Genomic DNA, 19911 nt, shown 5'->3' on the forward strand with positions numbered 1-19911 from the left:
CCCCGTCCCCACCGTCAACACACCCACGAACACCACACCCAACACAGCCCACACCACACCCATCACCGGCCACCCCACCGGCAACCACACACCACCACACCAACGCCGGGACCACACCCCGGCCCGGTACTACCACCCTCAGCCGACTGTGCCGCAGGCACCGAAACCGTCACTCCTCGGAAAAAGACGAAAACTCGTCCGCCGATTGTACCGTGATCGGTTGCGCGCCAACGGGAACAACGCCGTCACGAGCGGCCGAGCAGCGCCAACAGCCTGGTCTGCTCGTCGGCGCCCGGGGGCACCTCGCGCGGCGCGGCGAAGATCCCCATGCCCTGCCAGGCAGGCACCTGCGGGGCCAGCACGGTGTGCAGCTCGGCCACCAGCTCGGGGTCCAGCCGCTCGTCCGCGCCGATGCCGCGGGCCAGGTCCCAGGCGTGCACCGCGAGGTCGGTGGTCATCTGCCAGCCGTAGTCGACGGCCGGGATGACCCCGCCGGTGACGTGCACTTCTCCCTCGGTCGCCCCCGGTGCGTCCCAGGCCCGCCGCGCCGCGGCGGCGGCCTCGTCCCAGGCGCCGACCGGGTCGCTGCCCAGCACGTCGCCGTCAAAGCGGTCGCCCACCTCGTCGAGGGTGGCCCCGTCCAGCAGCCACGGTGCCCACAGCTGCTCGCTGACCAAGTGGTTGAGCAGGTCGCGGACGTTCCACTCGGTGCACGGGGTGGGGTTGTCCCACTGCGACGCCTCGATCTGCTGAACGCGGGTGTCGAACTCCGCCATCGCTGTGCGGTGAGCCGCCAACAACTGCACGATTCCTCCTGGGTGCTGGTGTGAATCCGGTCACGCGGCGGCCGCCGGGGTGCGCGGATCCGCAGCTAGTGGGCTCCCAGTGTGACTGCGGTGCAGCGCTGTGTCGCGCGTGCGGGAGGCGGTTTTACGCCCCGGTGGTCTGGGCCACTCCGGGGAGTCGTAACCTGCCGAGCAGTTTCTTACGTGCGAGTAACCAATCGCGCGGCACAACCGGAGGCGGTCATCGCCGCCTGGCCAACGAGAGGACGTGATCGTGAGTTCACCCACGGTTGCGGACGCACCGCAGAAGGGGTTCTTCGGACACCCCCGCGGCCTGTCGACGCTGTTCTTCACCGAGATGTGGGAGCGCTTCTCCTACTACGGCATGCGGGCGATCCTGGCGTACTACCTGTACGCCGCGGTCGCTGACGGCGGCCTGGGCATCCCGGAATCCACCGCGCTGTCGGTGGTGGGCATCTACGGTGCCTCGGTGTACATGACCGGCGTCGTCGGTGGTTGGCTGGCCGACCGGGTCATGGGCGCGCAGGCCGCGGTGTTCTACGGCGGCGTCGTGATCATGTTCGGGCACATCTGCCTGGCGCTGCCCGGTGGTGTCCCCACCGTGGTGCTCGGCCTGGTGCTGCTGGTCATCGGCACCGGCCTGCTCAAGCCGAACGTGTCCGGGCTGGTCGGTGGTCTCTACAGCGACGACGACACCCGGCGCGACGCGGGCTTCTCGATCTACTACATGGGCATCAACCTGGGTGGCCTGCTCGCGCCGCTGGTCGCCGGGACGCTCGGGGAGCGGGTCGGCTGGCACTGGGGCTTCGGCGCCGCTGCCGTGGGCATGGCGATCGGCCTGGTCCAGTACTCGATGGGGCGCAAGAACCTCGGCTCGGCCGGGGCCAAGCCGGTCAACCCGCTGCCCGCGGAGCACAAGGGCCGCGTCCTGGGCCGCGTCGTCGGCATCGCCGCGCTGTTCGTGGTGGTGCTCGGCGGCCTGTCGGTGTCCGGGGCGCTGGGCCTGGACGGCCTGGTCAACGTGGTCAGCATCATCTCCGCGGTGCTGCCGGTCGTGTACTTCGCGGTGATGCTGTCCAGCAAGCAGATCACCAGCGTCGAGCGGGACCGGCTGGTCGCCTACATCCCGCTGTTCCTGGCCACCGCGCTGTTCTTCCTGCTGTTCGAGCAGCAGCCGAACACCCTGGCCAACCTGGCCGAGGCCGACACCGTCCTGCAGGTGTTCGGCTTCGAGGTCCCGGCCTCGTGGTTCCAGTCCATCAACTCGGCGACGATCATCATCCTCGCCCCGGTGATGGCCGCGCTGTGGCTGAAGCTGGGCGACCGGCAGCCGAGCACCCCGCAGAAGTTCGTCGGCGGTGTGTTCTTCGTCGGTGTCGCCTTCCTGTGGGTCGTGCTGTCGAAGGTCGTCGTGGGCGGCGACAAGCACCTGCCGCTGATGCTGGCGCTGGTGTTCGTGATCATGACCGTCGGTGAGCTGCTGCTCTCGCCGGTGGGCCTGTCGGCCAGCACCAAACTGGCGCCGAAGGTCTTCGCCTCCCAGACCATGGGCCTGTACTTTTTGGCCCCGGCGATGGGGCAGGGCCTGGGCGCCCAGGTGGTGAAGCTCTACTCGGTGGACAACCAGCAGGTCTACTTCGCCATCGTCGGCCTGGCCACCATCGGTTGCGCCGTGCTGCTCCTGGTCTTCGCCAAGGGCATCAAGCGCAAGATGCACGGCGTGCTCTGAGCTGGTCGAGCGGCGGCCGGGTCCGGTGCGGGCCCGGCCGCCACCGTGCTCAGCGCAGGTCGAGCGTCTTCGGCGCGGCCTGCGGTGCCGCGGGGTCCGGCTCGGGGTGGCCGGGCACGACCACGTCCTCCGGCGGCAGCACCCCGTTGACCAGGTAGTCGGAGCCGATGCGGTCGACCTCGGCGTTGCCCGCCACGGCCCACACCCCGTGTTTGCCCGCGTCCCGCTCGGTGACCAGGACCGAGGACGGCAGCGAGCGGTGCATCTCCTGCGCGCCGCGCAACGGGGTGGCCACGTCGTGCTCGGAGTTGATCAGCAGGATCGGCGGCAGGTCCTCGCCGGTGATCGCCAGCGGCTGCTGCGCGGGCGCGTGCCAGGACCGGCAGGGCGCCACGGTCCAGCTGTTGTACCAGGCGGCCAGCGGGTGGTCGGCGGCCAGCCGTTCGGCGTCGCGCTCCCACTCCGCGCGCCGGGTCGGCCACGGCGCGTCCACGCACTCCACCGCGTTGTAGATGGCGTTGCCGTTCTCGGCGACCTCGTCCTTGGGCTCGACCTGGCCGACGAGCTTGCCGTCGTCGTGGCGCAGGTGGAAGTCGGCCAGCCCCTCGGCCAGCTCCTGCCACGTGCTCTCGCCGTAGAGCGCGTTGAAGGTGATGTCGATGAACTCCGCAGGACCCAGGTTGCCGCGCGGGGCCCGGCGCAGCTCGGCCTGCACGCCCTCCCACGCCGCCTGCACCTGGGCGCGCTCGGTGCCCAGGTGGAAGGCCTGGTCGTGCTGGGCGATCCAGTCGAAGTACTGCCCGAGCCGCTCCTGGGCGGCGATGTCCTGGTTGAGGTTGTTGCGGTACCAGACCTCCGAGGTGTCCGGGTTGACCACGCTGTCCAGCAGCATCCGGTCCACCCGCTCGGGGAACAGCTGCCCGTACACCGCGCCCAGGTAGCTGCCGTAGGAGTAGCCGAGGTAGCTGATCTTCTCCTCGCCGAGCGCCTCCCGCACCCGGTCGATGTCCCGGGCGTTGTTCGGCGTGGTCAGGTGCGGCAGGTACTTCCCGGCGCGCTGCTGGCAGCCGTCGGCGTACTGCTGGGCGCGCTGCCAGTTCTGCTCGCGGGCCTGCGGCGAGTCCGGGTCGGGCAACGGCGTCTTCCAGTAGGTCGCCGGGTCCACGCAGGTGATCGGCGTGCTGTGCGCGGTGTTGCGGGTGTCCAGGCCGATCAGGTCGTAGCTGTCGAGCACCGGACCGGGCAGCATCGGGGCCAGCGCTCCGGCGAACCCGACGCCCGGCCCACCGGGGCCACCGGGGTTGATCAGCAGCACCCCGCGCCGGGCCTCGGGCTTGCGGGCGGGCTGCTTGGACACCAGTAGGGTCAGCTGCTCGCCGCCGGGGTCGCGGTGGTCCAGCGGCACCTGCAACTCGGCGCACTGCAACTGCGGGTAGGGCGTGCTGACGTCCTCTGGGCACGGCCCGAACTGCAGGCCGGGGGCGGCCTGCGCGGTCATCCCGGCGACCGCGGTGCTGGCGAGCACCACGGCGCCGGCCAGGCCGAGTGCGAACGAGCGCTTCAACGAGTTCTCCTCACCGAGCGGGGTCGGACAGATCCGGAGAGTATTCGATCAGCGCCCGGCAACCCGGGAGCCTCGCCGTCGGTCAGGCGCGCTGCTCGGTGGCGACGCCGAGCTCGCGGGCCAGGTCCTCGATGATCTGGCTGGTGCGATCCAGCCAGCGGACCGCGCGGTGCAGTGAGGTCGGGCCGTCGGTCAGCGACTCGGCGATGTCGTGCAGCGAGTCGGCCGTGCGGTGCGCGGAGTCCATCGCCGCCTCGAAGCCCACCTGCGCCTCGCCGGTCATCGACTCCACCGCGTCGGCCAGCGCCCACAGCAGCTCGGCGAGCCGGTCGCGGGTGTCGGCGTCGACCATGCCCGCCGCGGCCGACAGCGCGACCGCCAGGTTGCGCACGTAGTAGGCGCAGCCGCTGAGCACCGTCACGCTCCGCTGCACCTGGCTGCGGCGCGACCGCAGCCGGTAGGAGGTCAGTGGCCGGGCGCTGCGGACCACGCGCTGCAGGCCGTCGTCGAGCTCGCGCATCGACTCCTGCATGCCGGTGACCTCGCCGCGCTCGCTGAGCTCGGTCCCGGTGCTGCGCAGGAAGTCCCGCAGCACCAGCAGGAAGTCCTCGGTGTTGGTGCGCACCAGCGACCGGGTGCGGGTGGGCAGCACGAACACCGCGGCCAGCACCCCGGCGGTCGCCCCGACCGCGGTCTCCCACAGCCGGGTCTCCAGCACGGTGGCGTCGAAGGTGCCGAGCATGCCGTAGAGGGCGCCCAGCAGGGTGGTGATGAAGAAGGTCATCACCGCGTAGGAGAACCCGGCGAAGTAGAAGCCGAGGAACACGCAGACCAGGATCGTGGCGATCTCGGCGGCCAGGTGCCCGGAGATCTGCGCGGCGAGCAGGCTGCCCGCCAGCACCCCCAGCACCGTGCCCGCGGTGCGCTGCCACGCCCGGACCAGCAGCTCGCCGCGGCTGTTGGTGCTGATGAACACCACGAACGCGGTGATCACCGCCCAGTACCACCGGTTCGGCGAGACCAGCTCGCCGAGCACGATGGCCAGCGCGGCCGCGCAGGTCACCTGGACTGCCATCCGCACTTCCGGCCGCTGCAGACCGGTCTCGCCCGGCTCGGTGGTGCCGGGCTCCTCGGCAGGTGCCGGTTCGCCCACCTCGGCGCGCTGGTCCTCGAGCTCGCCGGTGGCGGTGGCCAGGTCGGTCAGGCAGGTGCCCAGCCGCCGCACGGCCATCGCGACCGCCACCGACCCCTCCTGCTCGATTCGCTCGGCGACCAGCCGGCTGGCTTCCCGCAGCTCCCGCGGGTCGGCGCGCAGCACCGCCAGCAGCGCGCCGACCGCGTGCGGCACGGTGTCGCCGCCGCTGGGGTGGTCGACCAGCCGCAGCAGCGGGGTGAGCAGGTTCTCGGCGGCCAGCTCCACGTCGAGGACGCGCTGGCGCAGCCGCTCGCGGCCGGTCTCGTCGAGCGAGTCGAGCTGGCCGACGGCACCTTCGAGCATCAGCGCGGTCTCGTTGAGCCGGACCGACCGGTTGTTCAGCTCGCGCCGCCGGGCCACTGACCCGGGGTGCTCGGCGACGTCGCGCACCGCGTGCAGCAGGCCGTGCACCTGCGCGCGCAGCGTCCGGTGGCCGCGTTCGAGCACCCCTTCGGGATCGTCGCGCAGCACCAGGAACCGCAGCGCGAACGCGGCCAGCGCCCCGGCGACCGAGGCCGCGAACAGCGCGGGCAGCTGGGGCAGCTGCGGTCGCAGGAACATCGCGAAGAAGTAGCCCATGAACGCGACCATGCCCAGCGGGAAGTAGCGCGGGCCGAAGCGCCGGACGTAGACCGCGGCGAAGATCACCACCAGGAACAGCAGGGTGTGCACCAGCGGCCAGGCTGCGGTCAGCATCGCCAGCAGCAGCGCGGCGGTCACCGGCAGCGGCATCAACAGGGTGGTGACCTGCTGCTGGCGCCGCTCCGGGTCGTTGACCCCGAGCGAGGAGTTGATCGCCACCACCGCGCCGATCATCGCCAGCGGCAGCGGCTGGCCCCACCAGGCCAGCACCGGCAGCACCGCGGCGGTGGTGAGCGCGACCGCGAGCACCACCCGCGTCGCGGTGCGCAGCCTGCGCATGGCCGGGTCCGAGGCGAGGAAGCGATTCCACCACTCGCTCCACATTGCGCCGCGGGCTCCTTCGCGCTCAGCTGATCGGGCTTGCGAGGTTACGCCGGTTCGGCGCTCGGTGGTGGCGGCCAGGCGGGCGCTGGGGGGGGGGAGCGCGCCTCAGTGGGTGCGGTGGCGGCGGACGCTCTCCTCGACCAGGTCCAGCACCGGGCTCAGGTGCTGCGCGGGCAGGCCCATGGCCAGGTGGGAGAGCAGGCCCTCCAGGACCAGTTCGAGGTAGGCCGTCAGGACGTCGATGTCGACGTCGTCGCGCAGGTTGCCCGCGTCCTTCTGCCACTGCAGGCGGGCCCGGGTGGCGGCGGTGAGCTGCTCCGAGCGCTGCGCCCAGCGCTCCCGGAACTCCTGGTCGGTGCGCAGCCGACGGGACACCTCCAGCCGGGTGCCCAGCCAGTCCGCGCCCAGGGCGGGCGAGCCGTTGGAGGCGTCGAGCAGGTTGCGCATCACCTGCACCAGGCCCTGCTCGGCGACCACGTCGGCCATCCGGGTCGCGTCGTCCTCGGCGAGGGCGAGGAACAGCGACTCCTTGTCCTTGAAGTGGTGGAAGATCGCGCCGCGGGAGAGCTGGGTCGCCTCCTCCAGGCGGCGCACGGTGGCGCCTTCGTAGCCGAAGCGCGCGAAGCACGACCGGGAGCCGTCGAGGATCTGACGGCGCCGGGCGTCGAGGTGGTCCTGGCTGACCCGAGGCATATCCTGATCGTCCCAGGTCGCCCCCGCGAATTGCAATCCGTACGTACGTTTTGCTGGGAACGTCCCACCTGCCGGGCGAGCGTCCGATCAGGTGGTCGCGCGCGGCAACCCCCGAACACCGTTAGCAGTTGGCGGGTCCGAGAACAAGGGTCGCGACCACCGGGGGTGCGCGGTAGCGTCGGTAACCGGCCAATCACGGGCGGTGATCATGTCTCCGGTGTCGACCGATCCTGCAGCCGCTGATTTCCCGACCTCCCGGGTGCGGACCCGAGCGGAGGCCGAGGCCTACGTGGCCTCGGTCTGCTTCAAGCACGGCCCCCCGCGGCTGATGGGCATCGAACTCGAATGGACCGTGCACCACGAGGAAGACCCAGCTCGACCGCTCGACCCCGCGACGCTCATCGCCGCGCTCGGCGCCCACGCGCCCCGCTCCCTGGTCCCGGACAGCCCGCACCGCCCGCTGCCGAACGGCTCGGTGCTCACCGTCGAACCCGGCGGCCAGGTCGAGGTCTCCAGCCGCCCCACCACGTCCATGCGCTCGCTGTTCACCGTCGTCGCCGCCGACGCCGCGCACGTGGCGCGCCGGTTGGGCCGCGCCGGGCTGGTGCTCGGCGACCAGGGCACCGACCCGTGGCGGCACCCCCGGCGGATCCTGCGGGTGCCGCGCTACGCGGCGATGGAGACGGCCTTCGACCGCATCGGCCTGGACGGTCGGTTGATGATGTGCAGCACCGCCGGGGTGCAGGTGTGCCTCGACGCGGGCGAACCCGACCGGGTGGCCGCCCGCTGGAGCGCGCTGCACGCCCTCGGACCGGTGATGATGGCGACCTTCGCCAACTCGCCGCAGCTGTTCGGTGAGCGCACCGGCTGGGTGTCGACCCGCACCCGCGCGCTGCTGCGCACCGACCCGCCGCGCACCCGACCGGCCACCATCACCGCCGACCCGGCGGGCAGCTGGGCCAAGCGCATGCTCGACACCTCGGTGGTCTGCCTGCGCCGCGACGGTGACGACTGGACCGCGCCCAACGGGATCAGCTTCGCGGAGTGGATCCACGGCGCCCTGCCCGGCCCGCCCACCCGCGACGACCTCGACTACCACCTGACCACGGTGTTCCCGCCCGTCCGGCCGCGCGGATACCTGGAGGTCCGCTACCTGGACGCGCAACCCGGCGACGGCTGGATGCTCCCGGCCGCTGCCCTGATCGCCCTCTTCCGCGAAGAGGCCACCGTGGACGAGGTGCTGGCGCTGACCGCCCCGGCGGTGGGCCGCTGGGTGCACGCGGCGCGGCACGGCCTGCGCGACCAGCCCCTGGCGCACGTCGCCGCGGAGGTCTTCGAGCTGGCCTGCCGACTGCTCGAGGGGCCGGACGTCCCAGCGGGGATGTCCGGTCGGCTGGCCGATTTCGTGGCGCGGCGCCTCGCCGCGGCCGGTGATCGCTGATCTTCTCCCGGAGGTACCGGTGAACCTGGTAGAGCTGAGCGACGACGACCTGCGCGCGCACGTGGCGGCCGAGCTGGCCCGCACCCGGCAGCGCAGCGCCGAGCTGACCGACGCGGTCGACGACGAGGACCTCGTCCGGCAGCACTCGCCGCTGATGTCCCCGCTGGTGTGGGACCTGGCGCACGTGGGCAGCCAGGAGGAGTTGTGGCTGGTGCGCGACGTCGGCGGCCGGGAGGCGGTCCGCCCGGACATCGACGACCTCTACGACGCCTTCCAGCACCCGCGCGCCGACCGCCCGCAGCTGCCGCTGCTGGGCCCGGCCGAGGCCCGAGACTACGTCGGCACGGTGCGCGAGAAGGTCTTCGACCTGCTGGAGCGCACCCCGCTGGAGGGGCGGCGGCTGGTCGACCGGGCCTTCGCCTTCGGCATGATCGTGCAGCACGAGCAGCAGCACGACGAGACGATGCTGGCCACCCACCAGCTGCGCAAGGGACCGCCCGCGCTGAGCGCCGCCCCGCCACCGTCCGATGTGGACGTCCTGCCGCCCGAGGTGCTCGTGCCCGGCGGGAGCTTCACCATGGGCACCTCCACCGAACCGTGGGCGCTGGACAACGAACGGCCCGCGCACGAGGTGCACGTGGACGACTTCTACCTGGACACCACCCCGGTCACCAACGGCCAGTACCTGGCCTTCATGGACGCCGGTGGCTACGACGACCCGCGGTGGTGGAGCGAGGCGGGCTGGGCGCACCGCCAGCGCGCCGACCTGCGGGCACCGCTGTTCTGGAAGCGCGACGGGGACCGGTGGCTGCGCCGCCGCTTCGGCCACCTCGAACCGGTGCCCGCGGACGAACCGGTGGTGCACGTCAGCTTCCACGAGGCCGAGGCCTACGCCGCGTGGGCGGGCAAGCGGCTGCCCACCGAGCCGGAGTGGGAGAAGGCCGCCCGGTTCGACCCCGGCAGCGGCCGGTCGCGCCGGTACCCGTGGGGTGACGACGACCCGCGCCCCGAGCACGCCAACCTCGGCCAGCGGCACCTGCGACCGGCACCCGCCGGGGCCTACCGGGCCGGTGCCGCGCCCTGCGGGGCGCGCCAGCTCATCGGTGACGTGTGGGAGTGGACGGCCTCCGACTTCCTGCCCTACCCGGGGTTCGCGGCGTTCCCGTACCGCGAGTACTCGGAGGTGTTCTTCGGGCCGGAGTACAAGGTGCTGCGCGGCGGCTCGTTCGGCACCGACCGGGCCGCCTGCCGGGGCACCTTCCGCAACTGGGACTACCCGATCCGCCGGCAGATCTTCGCCGGGTTCCGCTGCGCCCGCTCCCCGCGGGCGGAGGAGCGCTGATGTGCCGCCACGTGGGGTACCTGGGCCCGCCGGTCGCGCTGGACGAGCTGCTGCTGGAACCCGAGCACTCGCTGCTGGAGCAGACCTGGGCGCCCGCCGACATGCGCGGCGGCGGCACCATCAACGCCGACGGGTTCGGCGTGGGCTGGTACCGCGCGGACGGGTCCACCGGCAGCTACCGGGCGGCGGTTCCGATGTGGACCGACCAGTCCTTCCGGGAGGTGGCCCGCGAGGTGCGCAGCGGCGCGGTGGTCGCCGCGGTGCGTTCGGCCACCGTCGGGATGCCGGTGGTGCCCGCCGCGTGCGCGCCGTTCACCGACGGCACCCGGCTGTTCAGCCACAACGGACGGGTCACCGGCTGGCCGGATTCGGTGGCCAAGCTGGCCGCGCGGCTGGACGTGGTCGACCTGCTGACGTTGCAGGCCGCCACCGATTCGGCGCTGCTGTGGGCGGTCCTGCGGCAGCGGGTGCTCGACGGGGCCGAGCCCGCGGAGGCGCTGTCGGAGCTGGTGGGCGAAGTGGTCGCCGCAGCCCCGGACTCGCGGCTCAACCTGCTGTTCAGCGACGGCGACCGGCTGGTGGCCACCACCTGGACGCACTCGCTGTGGGTGCGCCGGGAGCCCGCAGCGGTGACCGTCGCGTCCGAACCGTTCGGCCCGCGGGCGGGGTGGCGCGAAGTTCCGGACCGGAGCTTGGTCGTCGCCGACGTCCACGATGTCCAGGTGCGGCCGCTGGCCGGGATGGGGGAGTGATGAGCGAACCGGAGCTGATCGTGCGGTTCACCGCCGAGGACGCGGCCCGCGAGCTGCGCGCCGACGTGCGGGCCGGACTGGCCGAGGACCCGAAGTGGTTGTCGCCCAAGTGGTTCTACGACGCAGCGGGCAGCGAGCTGTTCGAGCGGATCACCGAGTTGCCCGAGTACTACCAGTTCCGCGCGGAGCAGCAGATCCTGCAGCGCACCGCGCTGGACATCGCCGAGCTCACCGGGGCGGGCACGCTGGTGGAGCTCGGGTCGGGGTCGTCGGAGAAGACCCGGCTGCTGCTCGACGCACTGCGCAAGCAGGGCACGCTGCGCCGGTTCGTGCCGCTGGACGTCTCCGAAGCCGCGCTGCGCGCCGCGGTGGACGCCATCGCGGTGGACTACCCGGAGCTGCAGGTGCGCGGGGTGGTCGACGACTTCACCAGCGGGCTCACCGCCCTGGACGCCGGAACCGACCGGCTGGTGGCGTTCCTGGGCGGCACCATCGGCAACCTGCTCCCGGCCGAGCGCGCCGACTTCTTCGCCTCGGTCCGCGCCGCGCTGCAGCCGGGGGAGTGGTTGCTGCTGGGCACCGACCTGGTGAAGGACCCGGACCGGTTGGTCCGCGCCTACGACGACGCCAGCGGCGTGACCGCGGAGTTCAACCGCAACGTGCTGCGGGTTCTCAACCGCGAGCTGCGCGCCGACTTCGCACCCGAGCAGTTCCAGCACGTCGCGCTGTGGAACGCCGAGCAGGAGTGGATCGAGATGCGGTTGCGGGCCGAGCGGCCGATGCGGGTCGAGCTCGCCGACCTGGTGCTGACCGCGGACTTCGCCGCGGGCGAGGAGATCCGCACCGAGATCTCGGCGAAGTTCCGTCAGAACCGGGTCCGTGACGAGCTCACCGCCGCCGGGTTCGAGCTGCGGCAGTGGTGGCTCGACGACGCGGGCGACTTCGCCCTGTCGCTGGCGGTGGCGCGCTGAGCGGGCCCAACGGACCGGGTGAACATCCCTGGGCGGATCACCTCACGGGCGGGTGATCGGAATGGCGGTGGGCGCGCCGTGGCGCAGGATTGCCCCTGCGATTCCGCAATCCGCCAGGAAAGGACGAACCGATGCGCCTTCGTGCGACTGCCGCCGCCGCTCTCGGTGCTGCTGGGATGCTGCTGTCGCTGCCGGGTTCCGCACTCGCCGCGGAGGGCGAGTTCTACTACGCGGCCCAGTACCAGGGACGGGAGTACACCAGCACCATCAGCGACCCGGCCGACCGCACCTGCCACCGGCTCCCGGTACCGGAGAGCAGCCCGGCGTACCGGGTGCACAACGGGACGGACGCGACGGCCGTGGTCTTCCTGGACGCCGACTGCGCCACCGACACCTACTTCGTCCTGCAGCCGGGTCAGACCGCACCCCGCGCGGTGCTGGTCCGCTCGGTGATCTTCGCGAGCTGAGGCCCGGACCGGAGGGCGCTGCGCGACGAGGTCGCGCGGCGCCCTTCACCACGTGATCGAGCGGGTGAGGTTGGTCAGGCAGCAGACGCAGGGCATGCCAGCCGGCCGGTCGGACACCTCCGCCTCGTGCGCCGGGATCTCCACGCCGCAGAAGGTCCGCCACGCGGCCGGGACCCCGGTCCCCGGCGCGGTCGCCAGGTGCGCCTCGCGGCTGGCCTCCCCGACGATCCCGAAGGCGTACCGGACGGCCACGGTGCGGGTCACGGCTCGGCCCCCGGCACCCGGCCCGCCGCGCGCAGGCACTCCTCGCACGTCGGCCACAGCCAGTTCAGCGCGGTTGGCTCGGCGGCGGTGACGTGCCGCGCGCACAGCGTCGTGAGCCGCTCGCCGGTGCGGTGCGGCCCGGCGGGCAGCGTCCCCGCGATCGCGTGGCAGCGTTGCGCCGCCGGTTGCCAGTGGTGCTCGGGTTGGAACATCCTCCCACCTCCGCCAAATGGGACTGCCCCGTGCGGGGCTGGTGACGGGCAACCACTCGACCTTGACCCGTTCGGCCCAACGAAGTCGGGCTGAACGCGCCCACCGATCACCCGAAGAGATCAGTGCTGGGTTCCGTGGGCACGCTGCGTGATCACGATGGGGGACGAGCTGGCCGCGTGCCTCGGCCACTGGGGGGAGGTGCCTCGGCGCGCGGCCAGCCGGGCCAGGCTACACCCGGCAGCGCGCGGGGGATCCGGTCGTCGGTGTCGGGGGTGCGGGTTAGGTTCCCGGCATGACACCGCAGGAGCTCAAGGCCGCTTGCCTGGCGATGACCGGCGCCCGGGAGGAGTTCCCGTTCGACGAGTCCACCAGCGTGTTCAAGGTGGCGGGCAAGATGTTCGCGCTCAGCAGGTTGGACGCCGAACCGCTGCGGGTGTCGTTGAAGTGCGAGCCGGAGCTGGCCGTGCAGCTGCGCCTGACCCACCCGGCCATCACCCCCGGCTACCACCTGAACAAGCGGCACTGGAACACCGTCGCGCTCGACGGGTCGGTGCCCGACCAGCTGGTCCGGGACATGATCGAGGACTCCTACGACCTGGTGGTCGCCGGCCTGCCCAAGCGGGAGCAGGAGAAGCTGCGCTGGCGCTCCCTCGGCGAACGGGGTTGAGCCCGGATCCCGTCCAGGCGGGGTGAATTCGGAAGACTTCCGGGGATCCCCGTTGCTGGATTCGTGGTGGGTACATCATTCGGTCGCTCCCGCCGGGGCCGTTCGTCCGCATCTTGATCGAACTGGTGCGGCGCCCGGGACCTGCTGGGTAAAGTCCTGCGGAAAGCGGGGTTCACGGGGGCTCGCGCGGTGGTGAATTCCCAGAATTGTGGTGACATCGCTGGAACCGGCCGCCGGTCGGTGTGCCCTCGCACTTCTGCCGCTGGCGCAACCGGGCTGGGATGGAGGAAGAAGGACCTCCGGGCGCCGCAATCCATGCCAGCTCTACGCGGACCTGGCCGGGACCGCGGACCGCCCGCGGGAGCGGATCGACCTTCTGCGCACCGCCAGCGAGCTGAAGGCGCTGGAGGGCCGGTACCTGGTCGCCGCCCGCGTCCTCGGCGAGCCGGTGGCGGCCCCGGGAACGGGGGCCGAGCGGTTGATCGCCGAGGACGTCGGCACCGACCTGGTCGCCCCCTCGGACTACCTGGTGCCCTGGGACCAGGAGTTCCCCAACACGGCGGGTGGGGACCTGACGCTGGCCGAGCTGATGCGCATCGCGCTGCTGTGCCCGGAGTTCAAGCTGCCCGACGCCGAGGTGCGCCCGGTGCTGGTCGACTTCTACCGCGCGGTGCTGCGGATCAGCGGCCGGTCGATCATCGGGCTGGCCGCCGGTGTCTTCCACGTCGAGCACGGCACCATGTCCGACCCGTCCTACTACTACCAGGGCCGCGACTCCATCCTCGGCAAGGGGTTGGTGATCGACTGCGTCGGTGGCGCGATCCTGCAGCAGGGCAGCTTCCTCGGCGGCGGGTTCATGCCGATCCTCATCCACACCCACAAGCACATCCGCAAGAGCGGCGAGGTTGGTGCCGCCGAGCGCAAGCGGGTGCTGCCGTGCCTGTTCGCCGCCGAGGCCGGGGCCCGCTTCCCGATGGACGCGGTCGGACTGTTCGAGGCCGTGGACTACCTGGAGCAGGAGACGCCGTACCCGGGGATCCGGGCGATCCCGCACGGGGCGTAGCGCCGAAGGGGGCCGGGGGAGGTCGTTCAGCAGTTCACCTCCGCGCCACCGGGCAGGGCGGCCCGGTGGCGCGGATCTCGTGGGAGCGAAGGGGATGATCGTGGTGGGTGGAATCAAGATCGCAGTGATCGGCGCGGGGTACGTCGGGCTGACGACGGCGGCCTGCCTGGCCTCGGCGGGCCACCGGGTGGTGTGCGCGGACGTCGACGCGGCGAAGGTGGAGGCGCTGTCCCGGGGGCAGGAGACGCTCCGGGAGCCGGGGATGGCCGAGCTGGTCGGGTCCGGCCTGGCGTGTGGTCGGTTGCGGTTCGTGGTGGCCGGCGATCACCGCGGTCAGCGGGTTCGCCGCGCTGTCCGGCTTCCTGTTCCTCACCTCCCTCTACCTCCAGCAGGTGCGTGGGTTCCCAGCGCTGCAGGCCGGGCTGCTGACCCTGCCGATGGCGGTGGGTGGCCGTCCTGTGCGCGCCCCTGGCCGGGCGGGTGGTCGGCGGGCGAGGTCCGCGGATCCCGTTGCTGGTCAGTGGTGCGGGTTTCGTGCTGAGCGGTCTGGTGTTCACCCAGCTCGCCGACGACACCCCGCTGCCCGTGCTGATCGCGGGATGCGCGTTGTTCGGGCTCGGGTTCGGCATGCTCAACGCACCGGTCACCGCCACCGCGGTCGCGGGCCTGCCCGCGGACCAGGCGGGCGTCGCCGCCGCGGTCGCCTCCACCTGCCGCCAGGTCGGCGCCTCGCTCGGCGCCGCCGTCCTGCCCACCGTGGTGACCACCCAGCTCCAGGGGCCGATGAGCACCGGGTTCAGCCACGCCAGCCACCTCGCGTGGTGGATCACGGTGGGCTGCGGTGCGCTCGTCGGTGCCGTCGGGCTGCTCACCACCGGCAGGTTGGGCCAGCGCACCGCCGTGGCCGCCGCCGCGGAACTCTGTTGCTCCGAACGGGTTTTCCCACCCCGTGTTCCCGGATTGTGGACTGGCTTGCGCGGGCAGCGCCGCCCGATACGCTGCGAGGCGTGATCCGCTTGGTTGCCCGTCGGCACGTCGACCTCGTGCGCGTGACCGCCGCCGCGTGTTGATCCCCCGCTGCGCTCGATAAGCGCTGCCCCCGCCACACGGCGGTCCCACCGCCCGTCCCCGCACGCCTCCGGTGCCGCACCGCAGGCGTGCCCGCGCACATCCACACCCACTCCAGGAGAAACACCCGTGAGCGCTGACGACCGTTCCGCTTGGTCCTTCGACACCCTCCAGGTGCACGCCGGGGCAGTGCCCGACCCCACCACCGGGGCCCGCGCGGTGCCGATCTACCAGACCACCTCCTACGTCTTCCGCGACACCGAGCACGCGGCGAACCTGTTCAACCTCAGCGAAACCGGCAACATCTACACCCGGATCAACAACCCCACCCAGGAAGTCCTGGAGAACCGGGTGGCCGCGCTGGAGGGCGGTGTGGCGGCGGTGGCGCTGGCTTCCGGGCAGGCCGCCGAAACGCTGACCGTGCTCACCCTGGCGCAGGCCGGTGACCACGTGGTGTCCAGCTCCTCGCTGTACGGCGGCACGCACAACCTGTTCCGGCACACGCTGCCGAAGCTGGGCATCGAGGTCAGCTTCGTCGAGGACCCCGACGACGTCGAGGCGTGGCGGGCGGCCGCGCGGCCCAACACCAAGCTGTTCTTCGGCGAGTCGCTGGGCAACCCGCGCTCGAACGTGCTGGACGTGCGGGCGGTGGCCGACGTCGCGCACGAGGTCGGCGTGCCGCTGGTCGTGGACAACACGGTGACGACCCCGTACCTGCTGCGGCCGATCGAGCACGGCGCGGACATCGTGGTGCACTCGGCGACGAAGTACCTCGGCGGGCACGGTGCCGCGGTCGGCGGCATCGTGGTGGACGGCGGGACCTTCGACTTCGGCGCGCACAGCGAGCGGTTCCCCGGCTTCGTCGAGCCGGACCCCAGCTACCACGGCCTGCAGTACTGGCCGGCCCTGGGCCACGGCGCGTTCGCCGCGAAGCTGCGGGTGCAGGGCCTGCGCGACATCGGCCCGGCCATCTCGCCGTTCAACGCCTTCCTGCTGCTGCAGGGCCTGGAGACGCTGTCGCTGCGCATCGAGCGGCACGTCCGCAACGCCCAGCAGCTCGCCGAGTGGTTGAACTCCCGCGACGAGGTCGAATCCGTGCACTACGCGGGGCTTCCCGGCAGCCGGTGGTACGAGCTCGGGCAGAAGTACCTGCCGGGCGGTGCGGGCGCGATCGTCTCCTTCGAGCTGCGCGGCGGAGTCGAGGCCGGGCGCGCGTTCGTCGACGGCGTGGAGCTGTTCAGCCACCTGGTGAACATCGGTGACGTGCGCAGCCTCATCGCGCACCCGGCCAGCACCACGCACAGCCAGCTCAGCGAGCACGACCAGGCGCTGGCCGGGGTGACCCCGGGCCTGGTGCGGCTGTCGGTGGGCATCGAGGCGGTGGAGGACCTCGAGGCCGACCTGGAAGCCGGTTTCCGCGCGGCAAAGGCCGAGCTGGAACGATGACCCGGACGCACGGTTCCCCGCCCGCCACCGGCGCGTGGCGGGCGGGGGACCCGGTCGGTCGCCGCCGCTGGTTCCGGCTGCCCGAACCGCTGGTGCTGGAGGCGGGCGGCGTGCTCCCGCAGGTCGACCTCGCCTACGAGACCTGGGGCGAGCTCGACGCCGACGGCTCCAACGCCGTGCTCGTCCTGCACGCCCTGACCGGGGACAGCCACGTGGCGGGCCCGGCCGGTCCGGGGCACCCCAGCCCCGGCTGGTGGGACGCGCTGGTCGGTCCGGGGCGGGCGCTGGACACCGACCGCTGGTTCGTGGTCGCGCCGAACGTCCTCGGCGGCTGCCAGGGCAGCACCGGCCCGGCGACCACCGCGCCTGACGGGCGGCCGTGGGGCGGGCGGTTCCCGGCGGTCACGGTGCGGGACGCGGTGCAGGCCGAGGTGCAGCTCGCCGATGCGCTGGGCATCCAGCGGTGGGCGGCGGTGCTGGGCGGTTCCTTCGGCGGGATGCGGGCGCTGGAATGGGCGGCGGGACACCCGGAGCGGGTCTCCGCCGCCCTGCTGCTGAGCTGCTGCGCGGTGGCCACCGCCGAGCAGATCGCCTGGTCGGCGGCGCAGGTCCAGGCCATCCGCAGCGACCCGGACTGGCTCGGCGGGCACTACCACGACCTGCCGGACGGCCGCGGCCCGCACGCGGGCCTGGGGGTGGCGCGGCGGATCGCGCACATCACCTACCGCAGCCCGCAGGAGCTGGAGCAGCGGTTCGGCACCGAGCACCAGGACGGCGAACACCCCTGGCGCGGCGGCAGGTACGCCGTCGAGTCCTACTTGGACCACCACGCCGACAAGCTGGCGCGCCGGTTCGACGCGGCGAGCTACGTCCTGCTCGCGCAGGCCATGTCCGGCCACGACGTCGGGCGCGGCCGCGGCGGGGCGCCCGCGGCGCTGCGCCGCATCACCGCCCGCACCCGCGTCGCGGGAGTCGACAGCGACCGGCTGTTCCCGCTGGAGCAGCAGCGGGAGCTCGCCTCGGCGATCTTCGGTGCCGAGTTCGCCACGATCACCTCACCGCACGGCCACGACGGGTTCCTGATCGAGGCCGAGCAGGTCGGCCAGCTGGTCACCGACCTGCTCGGCCGCTGATGCTCAGCGCAGGTCGGGTGCTTCGGTGACGAAGGTGTCCAGGACGCCGTCGCCGACCCGCACCGGCCCCTCCGGGCGCGTCTCGCCCGGGATGGTGTGGATCTCGCCCGCCTGGCGTGCCAGGTCGGCGGCTGTGGCGAAGGCCTTCTGCGCGGTGTCCTCGTCACCGCCCACCCGGGACTGCAGGCCGTCGAGGCTGGCCAGCAGCGCACGGCCCCACAGGTCGGTGGCCTCCAGCCACGGTGCGGCGTCGGCGGTGAAGCCCGGATCGACCACGCCGTCGCGGATCCGCTGCGGGGCCGCGGCGACCAGCTCCGCGTAGGGCCGCAGGGCCCGCACCGCCGCGTCCCCGTCCTCGGCCCACTTCGCGTGGAACTCCTCGATCCGGCGCGCCAGCTCCGGTGCCTGCGGCTGCCAGTTCTCGCCCTCCAAGGTCGGGGAGAGGTGCTCCAGGTCGAAGAACGCCAGCAGCGCCTCGGCCACCGCCGGGTCGCCACCCGCCAGGTAGCGGGCGGCTTCCCGCCAGGCGCGGTCGGCGTCGTACCCGGTGTCGTTCCAGGTGAAGTCGGCCGCGCCGAACTCGGCGACCTTGCTCGCCGAGGCCTGGTTCATCGGGTTGAGCACGATGCCGGACAGCTGGTCGTGCAGCCCGGCCTCCCGCTCGGCGTAAGGCGCGAGCAGCAGCCGCCCGGCGGTCGCGTTGAAGTCGTTGACCGGATAGTTGTCCCACACGAACACCTTGCGGCCCCACACCGCGGCGGCCTCCTCGGCCTGCGGCACGGTGATCTCCGGCGGCACCACGCCAACCCCGGTCCACATCACCTCCACCGCCGGGTCCAGCTGCTCCCGGATGGTGCGCTTGTACGGGCTGTCCTCGGTGTCGGAGTACTCGGTGGGCACGGTCTGCAACGGCTGCGCGCCCTCGTGGGTGGCGACGAACTCGCGCTGCACCCGGTTGAGCAGGTCCACCTGCGCCTGCCCCGCCGACTGCGGCGACGGCGCGCCGTACGCCGCCTCGTCCTCGGCGCAGTTCCACTTCGCGTAGTCGATGTCGTCCAGCGGCAGCGAGAACGCCCGCACCCCCAGGTCGTACATCGCCTGCAGCTTGGCCACCAGCGCCTGCCAGTCCTGCTCGCTGGAGTAGCAGATGGACAGCCCCGGGGAGAGCGCGAAGGTGAACCGCACGTGGTGCGCGTCGCTCTGCGCGATCAGCTCGGCCAGTTCGGCGAGCTTGTCCGCCGGGTACGGCTCGCGCCACTCCTCCCGGTGGTAGGGGTCGTCCTTCGGCGCGTAGATGTAGGTGTTCAGCTTGACGTCGCCGTAGAAGGCCAGCTGGTCCAGGCGCTCCTGGTGGGTCCACGGGCTGCCGTAGAAGCCCTCGATCGCACCGCGCAGCGGCATCAGCGGGTGGTCGACGATCCCGGCCCCGGCGATCCCGTGCGCGCGCACCAGCTGCCGCAGCGTCTGCGCGGAGTAGTAGATGCCGTCGGAGTCGACACCGCCGAGCACCACGGCTTCGTCCTTGGCGGCCAGCGCGTACCCCTCGGCGGGCAGCTCGGGCGGCACCTCGACACCGGCGTCCCGCAGCCCGCGCGCGATGTCGTCGGTGCCGAGCCCGCCGACCCGCACCACCAGCGGGGCATCCGGCTGCTGACCGGCGTCGACGACGTCGACGTCCTCCGCACCCGCGCCGCGCAGCACCGCGACGAGCAGGTCGCGGGTCGGTTGGTCCACCTCGGGGTCGGCCACCACCGACACCCGCTCGGGGACCGGCACGTCGTCGCCGAGCTGCGCGACCTGCTGCGGCTGCGGGGTGACCTGGGGCAGCGGGGCATCCGCGTCGGCGGTGGCCGGGGTGGCCACGCCAGCCGCCAGCAGCGCGGCACCGGCGAGGCCGAGAACGGAGCGGATCAACTCTCCTCCTCCTGGGTCGGGGCGTCGCGGGCGAGACCGTCGAAGCGGACACACCGGTCGCGATCGTGGGGACAACCCAACATCGCGTCGAGTGGTCTGAACAATCCGCCGGATGGTTGATCACCGCGCTAGCACAACCGGGCTCAGGACGGCAAATCCCGGCGTTCGGACCCAGATGCTGAAACGATTTCAGGCTGGCCGACCCGGTGCTGCAAGG

At 72.4% G+C, this 19911-nt stretch carries 19 protein-coding genes; 12 read left to right on the forward strand and 7 right to left on the reverse strand.

From position 1 onward, the window contains the following. Window positions 1-245: 245 nt before the first annotated feature. Window positions 246-806: a TIGR03086 family metal-binding protein gene (locus tag ABT324_RS29050; RefSeq protein WP_351183928.1), complete on the reverse strand. Its 561-nt coding sequence runs from the start codon at window positions 804-806 to the stop codon at window positions 246-248. 253 nt (window positions 807-1059) lie between these two features. Between ABT324_RS29050 and ABT324_RS29055 the strand changes: the two genes are divergently transcribed. Continuing rightward, window positions 1060-2535 carry a peptide MFS transporter gene (locus ABT324_RS29055; protein ID WP_351183930.1) on the forward strand — a complete coding sequence of 492 codons (1476 nt, stop codon included), beginning with the start codon at window positions 1060-1062 and terminating at the stop codon, window positions 2533-2535. A gap of 49 nt (window positions 2536-2584) precedes the next feature. On the opposite strand, the gene ABT324_RS29060 is transcribed toward ABT324_RS29055, so the two are convergent. The 3 genes from ABT324_RS29060 to ABT324_RS29070 form a co-directional block, all read right to left on the reverse strand. Further along, complete coding sequence (locus ABT324_RS29060) at window positions 2585-4099, reverse strand: alpha/beta hydrolase (protein ID WP_351183932.1); 1515 nt, start codon at window positions 4097-4099, stop codon at window positions 2585-2587. Between the two features lie 82 nt (window positions 4100-4181). Next, window positions 4182-6260: an FUSC family protein gene (locus ABT324_RS29065; RefSeq protein ID WP_351183934.1), complete on the reverse strand. Its 2079-nt coding sequence runs from the start codon at window positions 6258-6260 to the stop codon at window positions 4182-4184. 105 nt (window positions 6261-6365) lie between these two features. After that, window positions 6366-6953: a TetR/AcrR family transcriptional regulator gene (locus ABT324_RS29070; RefSeq protein WP_351183936.1), complete on the reverse strand. Its 588-nt coding sequence runs from the start codon at window positions 6951-6953 to the stop codon at window positions 6366-6368. A 208-nt stretch (window positions 6954-7161) separates the two neighbouring features. Here ABT324_RS29070 and egtA point away from each other — a divergent pair, with 208 nt between their 5' ends. From egtA to ABT324_RS29095, 5 genes are all read left to right on the forward strand, one after another. Next, a complete protein-coding gene (gene egtA / locus ABT324_RS29075) occupies window positions 7162-8394 on the forward strand; it encodes an ergothioneine biosynthesis glutamate--cysteine ligase EgtA (RefSeq protein ID WP_351183938.1) in 1233 nt (410 codons plus the stop codon). A gap of 19 nt (window positions 8395-8413) precedes the next feature. Next, on the forward strand, window positions 8414-9736 hold the full coding sequence (gene egtB, locus ABT324_RS29080; protein WP_351183940.1) for an ergothioneine biosynthesis protein EgtB: 1323 nt from the start codon (window positions 8414-8416) through the stop codon (window positions 9734-9736). After that, window positions 9736-10488: an ergothioneine biosynthesis protein EgtC gene (gene egtC / locus ABT324_RS29085; protein ID WP_351183942.1), complete on the forward strand. Its 753-nt coding sequence runs from the start codon at window positions 9736-9738 to the stop codon at window positions 10486-10488. The genes egtB and egtC overlap by 1 nt, the downstream gene beginning before the upstream one ends. Beyond that, on the forward strand, window positions 10488-11459 hold the full coding sequence (egtD, locus tag ABT324_RS29090) for an L-histidine N(alpha)-methyltransferase (RefSeq protein ID WP_351183944.1): 972 nt from the start codon (window positions 10488-10490) through the stop codon (window positions 11457-11459). Before egtC ends, egtD begins: the two co-directional genes overlap by 1 nt. Window positions 11460-11590: 131 nt before the next feature. Next, window positions 11591-11926 (forward strand): hypothetical protein, encoded by a 336-nt coding sequence (locus ABT324_RS29095; RefSeq protein WP_351183946.1) that lies wholly within the window; start codon window positions 11591-11593, stop codon window positions 11924-11926. Window positions 11927-11971: 45 nt separating this feature from the next. Here the strand turns inward: ABT324_RS29095 and ABT324_RS29100 are convergent, their stop codons facing one another. Beyond that, on the reverse strand, window positions 11972-12190 hold the full coding sequence (locus ABT324_RS29100) for a hypothetical protein (RefSeq protein WP_351183948.1): 219 nt from the start codon (window positions 12188-12190) through the stop codon (window positions 11972-11974). Beyond that, window positions 12187-12402, reverse strand: a complete 216-nt coding sequence (locus ABT324_RS29105) for an HC3 family zinc finger protein (RefSeq protein ID WP_351183950.1) — start codon at window positions 12400-12402, stop codon at window positions 12187-12189. The genes ABT324_RS29100 and ABT324_RS29105 overlap by 4 nt, the downstream gene beginning before the upstream one ends. A 293-nt stretch (window positions 12403-12695) precedes the next feature. Here ABT324_RS29105 and ABT324_RS29110 point away from each other — a divergent pair, with 293 nt between their 5' ends. The 6 genes from ABT324_RS29110 (at window position 12696) to metX (ending at window position 17780) form a co-directional block, all read left to right on the forward strand. Continuing rightward, window positions 12696-13070, forward strand: coding sequence for an MmcQ/YjbR family DNA-binding protein (locus ABT324_RS29110; protein WP_351183952.1), 375 nt, complete (start codon window positions 12696-12698; stop codon window positions 13068-13070). 211 nt (window positions 13071-13281) lie between these two features. Further along, window positions 13282-14133 carry a hypothetical protein gene (locus ABT324_RS29115; RefSeq protein ID WP_351183954.1) on the forward strand — a complete coding sequence of 284 codons (852 nt, stop codon included), beginning with the start codon at window positions 13282-13284 and terminating at the stop codon, window positions 14131-14133. 94 nt (window positions 14134-14227) lie between these two features. After that, window positions 14228-14674, forward strand: a complete 447-nt coding sequence (locus ABT324_RS33445) for a 3-hydroxyacyl-CoA dehydrogenase NAD-binding domain-containing protein (protein WP_502949815.1) — start codon at window positions 14228-14230, stop codon at window positions 14672-14674. Continuing rightward, on the forward strand, window positions 14581-15144 hold the full coding sequence (locus ABT324_RS29125) for an MFS transporter (protein ID WP_351183956.1): 564 nt from the start codon (window positions 14581-14583) through the stop codon (window positions 15142-15144). The genes ABT324_RS33445 and ABT324_RS29125 overlap by 94 nt, the downstream gene beginning before the upstream one ends. 186 nt (window positions 15145-15330) lie before the next feature. After that, window positions 15331-16647 carry a bifunctional o-acetylhomoserine/o-acetylserine sulfhydrylase gene (locus tag ABT324_RS29130; RefSeq protein ID WP_351183958.1) on the forward strand — a complete coding sequence of 439 codons (1317 nt, stop codon included), beginning with the start codon at window positions 15331-15333 and terminating at the stop codon, window positions 16645-16647. After that, window positions 16644-17780 (forward strand): homoserine O-acetyltransferase MetX, encoded by a 1137-nt coding sequence (gene metX / locus ABT324_RS29135; protein WP_351183960.1) that lies wholly within the window; start codon window positions 16644-16646, stop codon window positions 17778-17780. The genes ABT324_RS29130 and metX overlap by 4 nt, the downstream gene beginning before the upstream one ends. Before the next feature lie 3 nt (window positions 17781-17783). On the opposite strand, the gene ABT324_RS29140 is transcribed toward metX, so the two are convergent. Next, window positions 17784-19694 (reverse strand): glycoside hydrolase family 84 protein, encoded by a 1911-nt coding sequence (locus tag ABT324_RS29140; RefSeq protein WP_351183962.1) that lies wholly within the window; start codon window positions 19692-19694, stop codon window positions 17784-17786. Between the last annotated feature and the right edge of the window lie 217 nt (window positions 19695-19911).

The sequence above is a fragment of the Saccharopolyspora sp. NPDC000359 genome, assembly GCF_040300525.1.
GTDB lineage: Bacteria > Actinomycetota > Actinomycetes > Mycobacteriales > Pseudonocardiaceae > Saccharopolyspora.